The sequence below is a fragment of the Microcoleus sp. Pol12B5 genome (genome assembly GCF_036701335.1).
Taxonomy (GTDB): domain Bacteria; phylum Cyanobacteriota; class Cyanobacteriia; order Cyanobacteriales; family Microcoleaceae; genus Microcoleus.
Map to the genome: position 1 here is coordinate 20,682 of NZ_JAUBQQ010000076.1, position 8,178 is coordinate 28,859.

The following is an 8,178-nucleotide window of genomic DNA, read 5'->3' on the forward strand; positions in this document are numbered from 1 at the left end:
AATTCTTAAAAAATGAAAATAATTTGCAACTGCAAATTAGTATGTTCCCGGACGATTTCAATGCGATCGATAAATTCTCGAAAGTAAAACCTGCGTTCTGATTCTGATAAATCGAGCCAAAATTGCGACAGGGAAACTGTTTGGGCAATTTCTCGCAAATTTACTGGGGGCAGTTGCGCTAATTTGCTTTGCAGTTCGGCAATTTCGGTGCGGATTTTGTAGGCTCTAAACTCGGCGGTTTCGGTGTCTAATATGCCGCTGTCAATCAGGGCGGAAAGTTGCTGTATGATTTCTTGTTTCGATGCGATCGCCCTGACAATTCCTGCTTTAATTCCATTCATATTCGGCCTTTGCAACCCAGCAACAGCATCGGGTAAATCCCGGCAAATACCGGCGATGGTTAATTGCAATACTTCATCGTAGGAAAGGCCGCTACATTTAGGCTGTTTTGGACAGTTAATCGGTCGCAAATAAAGGTATTCTTTTTCTTGGCGGTAGGAGGTGACTTTGGCAACTGTCATGGGCGATTTGCATTCTGCACAAATTGCTAAACCTGCGAGGGAACGTGGGGCGCTAGCGCTGCGAGGAGAAAGGCAGCGGTTGCGGCGCAGTAACCTGTCTATTTGGGCGGCTTCTTCTCTGGAAATAATCGGGACGTGGGTGTTAGAAATTACTTGGCTATTTTGATATTCCAAATCGCCGCGGTAGGCGGGATTTGTCAGCCAGCGACGGCCGGTGCTTACAGAGATTTTTTTGTTGTATTTCTTGGCTAAATACCGCACGGAACCTCGCAAGGAACCGTAAATTAAAAAGTGTTCAAAAAAGTCTTTGACGGTGGGGGCGGTGGTTTTATCGATCGTATAACAATCTTTGCCGCGCCGGTAGCCGTAGGGAGCCTTACCCGGTGGAATCCGGGATTTGATGCGGTTGCGGGCGTGTCCTTTGCGAATACTCCGGCTGTGTTGGCTGCGCTGGATTTCTGCGAGGATTTGCAGCAAGTTTTGGCGGTTTCGCGGTTCTGTTTCTGCTTGTACGATGATTTCGACGCCGAGGTTTTCGAGTTGGGCGAGGTGCGAACACACTTGCTGTACGGTGTCGCCTAGTTCTTCAAACCGCTGAATTAATAAGTATTTGACTGGTTCTGTTTGGCAGTCTTTGAGGAGTTGTTGCAGTTGCTGCCGCCCTCCTAAGTCTTGATAGGTGCGATCGACTTCTTGACCCCAAATTTCCGGTGCGGGTGCTGGTTCCAGTAGCGGTTCGGTGTAAGAATAAGCGATGATTTTCATCTGTTACTCGCTGAGTTCGATGATGTTGCCGTCGGGATCTTGGGTAAATAATGCCGATCGACCTGACGCGCTCATTTGAAACGGGCAATTGTGAGCGATTAACTGCTGTTTGGCTGCCTCTAAGTTGGCCACAGAAAATGCTAGATGTCGGTTACGTCCCCATTTGGCATGGTCTACGGCATCTGGGATAATTGTTGCACCTAAAATTAGGTGGAGCTGGAAGCCGCCGATTTGATACCAGATTCCGGGAAATTTTAAGTCGCGATCGATTTTTTGCAGTTTTAGTACGGTGCTGTAAAAGTGTTGGGATTTTTCCAGGTTGGAGATGAGGATGGCGCTGTGGAGGGATTGAGTAATTTGCATTTTTTCTGGGAATTTATTGTTTTATTTTAACCGCTCATGCAGGCAGATGAGCGCTGATGAACGCAGATTTTTTGATGTTGGTTGAGTTTTTGATATGATAACATTGTCCGTCGCTCTTAATATATCCATTATCAAGTCTTGTAACAAAAAACTGCCCCCTGGGAGTGTTTTTAACAATGGTTTCTCAAAAAAGTGCGATCGTCTCCAGATCGGGCAAATTTCGTCTCCGCAATGTCTTGGTAGTTCCCTTTGTTCTCCAAATTTTGGCCGCTGTTGGCTGCGTTGGCTATCTCTCTTACAGAAACGGAGAGCAGATAGTCAACGATATTGTTAGTCAGTTGCGGCAGGAAGTGAGTGCGAGAGTTTACGAACGTGTTCAAACCTATCTGGAAGCTCCGCCACTGGTGAATCAGATTAATCAGGATGCTGTACCTTTGGGGGTGTTGAACTTTGACGATTTGGAGCAAGCTCGACCATATTTTTGGAAACAAGTTCTGCAATTTAAGTCGATCGGTCACGCGGGAATTGCTAACGAAAAAGGTCAGTACCTGCGTGTGGGTTGGGTAAATCGGCTGGTTGGACTTGAACAACCTCAGCTTGCCCAGCAACTGATTGCCGGGGGCGGCGACTTGATATATTACAACCTTGACGATAATGGAAACCCGACAACAATCGAAAAAAACACGCCCAATTATGACGTTCGCACGCGCCCTTTTTACAGAGTAGCTGTTGAGAAGAAACAAGCAGCTTGGAGTGAAGTTTATATTAATTTTGGCTACGGTACGCTGCAGATTAATGCGAGTCTACCCTATTATGATGCCGCAGGGAAACTAATTGGCGTGCTGACTTGCCAGATGGGACTAGATCAAATTCGCCACTTCCTGCAAACCTTAAGAGTGGGTAATTCCGGCCAAGTATTTATCATTGAACCCCAGGGTGAGTTAATAGCTACTTCCGTTAAAGAACAGCCTCTTTCGGTGGGAACAGGCAAAAATACAAAGCGGCTCAAAGCACAGGAAAGCAGCAACCTGCTGATGCGTCAAAGTGTGATTTATCTGCAGGGTAACTTCAAGCGTTTGGAAGACATCAATCAAACTGTTCAACTTGACTTTAAGCTGAACGGTGAGCGGCAATTTATCCAAGTTTCTCCGCTAACTGACAAGTACGGTCTCAATTGGCTGATTGTAGTAGTCGTTCCTGAAGCGGATTTTATGGCGCAAATTTATGCTAACACTCGGCAGACTATTTGGCTGTGTATTGTGGCTCTTATTGTCTCTGTTGGAGTGGGTATTTTCACCGCTAGCTGGATTACTCGCCCCCTGAACCAAATTGCTCAAGCTTCAGAATATCTAGCAGGTGGTGCTCTCAACCAGAACGTTGCTTCCAGTCGGATTTGGGAAATTGAAACCTTAAGAAATTCCTTTAATAGCATGGCGAGACAACAGCAAGAATCCTTTGAAACTCTAGAAGATAAAGTCAAAGAACGTACCTCTGAACTCGCTACAGCCACTAAACAAATTGCTGCTCTCAACCAGCGCCTGAAAGCGGAAAACCTCCGCATGAGCTCTGAGCTCGATATGCTCAAACAAATGCAGCAGTTGATTCTGCCAAAACCTGCTGAACTTGCAGCCATTGAAGATTTAGATATTGCCGGATTTATGGAGCCAGCCTCGGAAGTAGGTGGTGATTACTACGACGTACTTTGTACTAACGGAGTTGTCACGATTTGCATTGGTGATGTCACCGGACACGGATTAGAAAGCGGCATTTTGATGGTGATGACTCAAGCTGCTGTCCGCACTCTTCAGGAAATGCAAGAATACAACCCGGTGCGTTTTTTAGATACCCTAAACCGCACTATTTATAAAAATGTCCAGCGCATGAGCTCCGACAAAAATATGACACTAGCTTTGCTCAACTATGCGGATCGCACAATTAGTATCAGCGGTCAACATGAGGAAACTCTTGTGGTCAGGAAAGGTGGTAAAATCCAGCGGATAGACACCATGAATTTAGGATTCCCGCTCGCCTTAGATGAGAATATTTCGGATTGGATTAGCCATGTTTTAGTAGACTTAGAGCCGGGGGACGGGGTGGTGCTTTACACTGACGGCATTCCCGAAGCTAGAAATATGCACAAAAAATTCTATGGTATTGAAAGACTCTGTGAAGTTGTTTCTCAAAACTGGCACTTGAGCGCCGAACAAATCAAGGAAGCCACCATCGCTGATTTGCGAAAATTTATTGGAAAACAAAAGGTTTTTGATGACATTACTTTGCTAGTATTGAAGCAACAGGGAAATATTGTGCATAATTTATGATTGACGGTCGTCAACCCGGTTTCTACCAGGGGTATTGGATTTAGTGGTCAAGTATCGACGCAGAAACAAGATTTAGAGTTCCGCGCCTGTAAGTTATAATAATTTACAGCTAGGAAGTCAAACAACTTTGCGCTTCCAGATTCGGAAGTATAAATTATGAAACCACAAATAAATTTAGCACCATCTAAATCTCCAGAAGAACTCCATAAACAGCTACAGGAGTTGAGCGAAAAACTTGAGGAAGTAGAGGATGAAAAAAACAGCTATGAAACTTTAGTAGAAATTATCACGGAACACTCCACGGATCTGGAAAACCAGATCCGTCATAAAAACCGAGAGATGCAGACTTACATCGAGCAGGTAAAAAAGGTTATAGATGCAGCTATTGCTGTAAAAAACAATAGCTTTCAACCCCAGATATTGTCAGATGTGGCAGCGCGGAGTGATGCACTGGGAGAACTGGCACAGGTATTTTCCCATATGGTGCAAACGGTGAAAGCGCGGGAACAAGAATTAGAGAAACTTTTGCAGGCTTACGGACGTTTCGTTCCCGATGAATTTCTCCAATTTCTCGGCAAGCAAAGCATGGTTGATTTCCAGCTTGGAGATCACGTGAGCAAAGAGATGGCAATTATGTTTTCCGATATGCGTTCGTTCACCACGATGGCGGAGCAAATGACTCCTCAAGAAAACTTTGACTTCATCAATAACTATTTACAGCAAATTAGTCCCGAAATTCGTAAGCATAACGGTTTTATTGTCAAGTATATTGGAGATGGAGTTATGGCAGTTTTTCCTGATGGCGTGGATGATGCTATTCAGGCAGGAATTGTGAAATTGGAGCAGTTGCATAAATACAATCAAAGCCGTAAAATAAATGGGGATATACCGCTGAAGATTGGCATTGGTATCCATGTGGGTGATACGATGGTTGGGATTATTGGTGACGCCAATCGGATGCAAGCAGATGCGATCTCAGATCATGTCAATCTCACCGCTCGTCTGGAAGGTTTGACTAAGTATTATGGCGTATCTTTATTAATTTCTGGAGATGTGGTACAACGTTTGAGTCAACGCGAAAAGTATCATATCCGTTTTTTGGATCGGGCTATTGTCAAAGGTAGACAAGAAGCCATTTCAGTTTGTGAGGTGTTAGATGTTGAAGTAGAGCCAGTGCGATCGCTCAAAATTCAAACTTTGCCTATATTTGAGGAGGGACTCCAAGAATATTGTCAGGGAAATTTTGCTAAGGCCATAGTTTGTTTTGAACAGATAGTGGCGCTAAATCCAGATGACAAGCCCAGTCAACTTTACCTAAAACGCCTCCAATCGCTGTTAGAAAAGAGTCTTCCTACTAACTGGAATGGCGTGTGGAAATTTACTCAGAAGTGACATTGATACATCAATTGGAGGCAGAAAAACCATGACATCTGGAAGCTTAAAAACAATGACACAAATCTTTGGAGAATTCATTGAAGAATTTCCTCCTGAACACGACTCCCTAGAACTTACATTTACCCCCAGTTCTCGCCCCATCAAACAGCGCTGGCGCAATAACAGGCTTTCAGCTCATTTTGTAGCCGATTATTTGTCTAGCTTTCTACCGGTAGATGAGGAGGATGCTAGCAGCGAGAAACGGATAAAAGAAAGCAAGGGAGCTGTGAGCTATGTGGCAAACGAACTGTTAGAAAATGCGATAAAATTTAATAACGATGATACCAATTACAAGGTAAGATTTGGTATACATTTTATTGGTGAAATAGAGGTGACGGCGATAATTTTTGCCAGTAATAGTGTCAAGCCAGAAAGGGCAAATAAATTGAAGGAGTTTATTGAAGAAATTCTGGCTTCCGATCCTAATGAACTTTATTTGCAGCAGCTTGAAAAGAATGCGGAATCGGAAAGTGACACATCGGGATTGGGATTGCTGACGATGATTAATGACTATTCAGCTAAGATAGGTTGGAAATTCGAGCGCAGACCAGATAGTGATACCATCATTGTTACGACTGTGGTTCAAATTAGGGTCTAGTGGCTAGTATTTCAATATTTACTCTCTTGTGCGATCGCACTATTTTAGTCAGGAAACAAAATTACAATGGGCATTCAAGAAATTCAAGGTGAAGATTACAGCATTCAGTACGATCCAGAATCAGTCACAGTCACTTTCCAAGGCGAACTGAGCCTGAGCGGCCCAGCAGAGTATGCGCCAATAGTCGAATTGTTAGATGAGGTTGCCAATCCCCAACCGCCTACTATTACCTTGAACCTAAAAAATTTGGAATTTGTTAACAGTTCTGGTATCAGTATGTTGTCGAAGTTTGTCATTGCCGTTCGGAAAAAGAAAACGATTCAACTTTTGGTATTGGGTTCAAATGATGTTCCCTGGCAACAGAAATCTCTCAGAAATTTAGAAAAGCTGTTGCCAACTTTGAAGCTAGAATTAGCGTAGGATATGTGTAAATTTTAACTACAGTTAATACAGGCGGGACGCCCGTTCCACACACAGTTAACATAGGCGTGAAGCCCGTGCCACACCGAGTTAAAATAGATAAATTTGGATGATCAGTAAATTGCTTAAGTTTGCTGGATCGGCAGTTCAATGATAAACTCGGTTCCCTTGCAGGGTTCCGACTCGCACCGAAGCGATCCTCGGTGATTGTCTACTAAGATTTTGTAGACAATAGACAATCCTAAACCAGTACCCTTACCGATTTCCTTGGTGGTGAAAAACTGCTCGAACATTCGCTCTTTTATCTGTGGTGTCATTCCGGTTCCCGTATCAGCAATCCTTACTCTCACGTGATCTGGCCCTGCTAATTCTGTGGTGATCAAAATTTTTAGCGCAGCATAGGGCTGATTTTGTGATACCTCATCCAAAGCATCGATCGCGTTGGTAATTAGATTCATAAATACTTGATTGAGCTGTCCTGAATAACACTCTACAGGAGGCAATTTTCCATAATTTTTAACTACTTGAATGTCGCGACGGTCTATTTGAGAATTGAGACGGTTTCGCAAAATTAACACGGTGCTGTCAATGCTGTCGTGCAAATCGCACATGGTCATGTTACTGTTATCGGTTCGCGAAAAGTTGCCCATAGATTTGACAATTTCGCGAATGCGATTGGAACCCATTTGCATGGAAGAGATAACTTTAGGCAAGTCTTCAACTAGAAAATCAAGATCTATCTCTTCGATTTTAGCTGTGATTTCGGGACAGGGGTTGGGATAGCATTCTTGATAGAGACACAGCAGGTGCAATAAATCTTGAGTATAAATTGCGGCATGGCTCAAGTTGCCGTAAATAAAACTAACTGGGTTATTAATTTCGTGGACGATACTAGCCATTAGCGCCCCCAGCGAAGACATTTTTTCGCTGTGGAGGAGTTGAGCTTGAGTTTGTTTTAGTTCGCAAAGTGCGCGATCGATCTGGGCGGCTTGAGCTTCCGCTTTCGAGGTAGCAGCACAACTTTCTTGATAAAGTTCAACCTGTTTAAGGTCGATTTCAAATTGTTCAATTTCGCTTTCTTGCTGGTATTGACTCACCACGGCATCGAAAGCTTCTAGCAATTCGCCCCCCGCAGCTTCGACAATGTACAGCAGGTGGGGGTTTTCCAGCATGAGTTCGGCATCAGGAACTTGCACCAAGGCTTTAATTCGATCGATATATGCGCGCACTTGTCTGTCTAAATACAGTGGCGGCTCAAAATACATTGCCTTGAGGGCGGGTGAAGGGGGACTCACTAAGTTGACGCTGCTGCCAAGATTAATTAAGTCGCGGTGCGATTTTTCCATAAGCTCGATCGCCTCTAACAAATCCCGGCGCAGTTTTGCTCTTTCTACCCCATTCTGAGAGGAAACTAACCTCATGCAAAAAAAAGCCGTTCGTTGGGACAGCATTCGCTGGCGGCCGCTGATGTTAATTACCACAGCACTAATTTTTCTGGCTGTCGTAATTTCTTCCAGATTAAAGTAGTTGCTCAGTGCTGCCATTGGTAATACCCCCGACTCCACTAAATGTCTGTAGCTCCTGCTGACACAAGATTTAAGAGCCATAAAAAAAATTGTACAAGACACTAATCAATATATTCTGTATTTCCTAATAAAGTAGTATACTAAAACACAATTATAGGACTTACGCATTGACAAAAAATATCATCTATGTAGTCTAGATAATGGCATCCTTGTGAAGGTTGGCAAAAATA

Annotated in this window: 7 protein-coding genes; 4 read left to right on the plus strand and 3 right to left on the minus strand. The window is 43.7% G+C overall.

Features of this window, described 5'->3' with window-relative positions:
* Nucleotides 1-5 precede the first annotated feature (5 nt).
* Together QUA24_RS23290 and QUA24_RS23295 are read right to left on the minus strand one after the other, a co-directional pair.
* Nucleotides 6-1,286, minus strand: a complete 1,281-nt coding sequence (locus QUA24_RS23290; RefSeq protein ID WP_333232424.1) for a recombinase family protein — start codon at nucleotides 1,284-1,286, stop codon at nucleotides 6-8.
* 3 nt (nucleotides 1,287-1,289) lie between these two features.
* A complete protein-coding gene (locus tag QUA24_RS23295) occupies nucleotides 1,290-1,649 on the minus strand; it encodes a VOC family protein (RefSeq protein ID WP_333215649.1) in 360 nt (119 codons plus the stop codon).
* 176 nt (nucleotides 1,650-1,825) lie between these two features.
* Here QUA24_RS23295 and QUA24_RS23300 point away from each other — a divergent pair, with 176 nt between their 5' ends.
* The 4 genes from QUA24_RS23300 to QUA24_RS23315 all read left to right on the plus strand — a co-directional run bounded on the left by QUA24_RS23300 (nucleotide 1,826) and on the right by QUA24_RS23315 (nucleotide 6,422).
* Nucleotides 1,826-3,970, plus strand: coding sequence for a SpoIIE family protein phosphatase (locus QUA24_RS23300; RefSeq protein ID WP_333232427.1), 2,145 nt, complete (start codon nucleotides 1,826-1,828; stop codon nucleotides 3,968-3,970).
* Nucleotides 3,971-4,126: 156 nt separating this feature from the next.
* Nucleotides 4,127-5,362 (plus strand): adenylate/guanylate cyclase domain-containing protein, encoded by a 1,236-nt coding sequence (locus QUA24_RS23305; RefSeq protein ID WP_333232429.1) that lies wholly within the window; start codon nucleotides 4,127-4,129, stop codon nucleotides 5,360-5,362.
* A gap of 31 nt (nucleotides 5,363-5,393) precedes the next feature.
* On the plus strand, nucleotides 5,394-6,002 hold the full coding sequence (locus QUA24_RS23310) for a DUF6272 family protein (RefSeq protein ID WP_333232431.1): 609 nt from the start codon (nucleotides 5,394-5,396) through the stop codon (nucleotides 6,000-6,002).
* A gap of 66 nt (nucleotides 6,003-6,068) precedes the next feature.
* Nucleotides 6,069-6,422 (plus strand): slr1659 superfamily regulator, encoded by a 354-nt coding sequence (locus tag QUA24_RS23315; RefSeq protein ID WP_333215641.1) that lies wholly within the window; start codon nucleotides 6,069-6,071, stop codon nucleotides 6,420-6,422.
* Between the two features lie 125 nt (nucleotides 6,423-6,547).
* Here QUA24_RS23315 and QUA24_RS23320 read toward each other — a convergent pair whose 3' ends face one another.
* Nucleotides 6,548-7,966 (minus strand): ATP-binding protein, encoded by a 1,419-nt coding sequence (locus QUA24_RS23320; protein ID WP_333232433.1) that lies wholly within the window; start codon nucleotides 7,964-7,966, stop codon nucleotides 6,548-6,550.
* Between the last annotated feature and the right edge of the window lie 212 nt (nucleotides 7,967-8,178).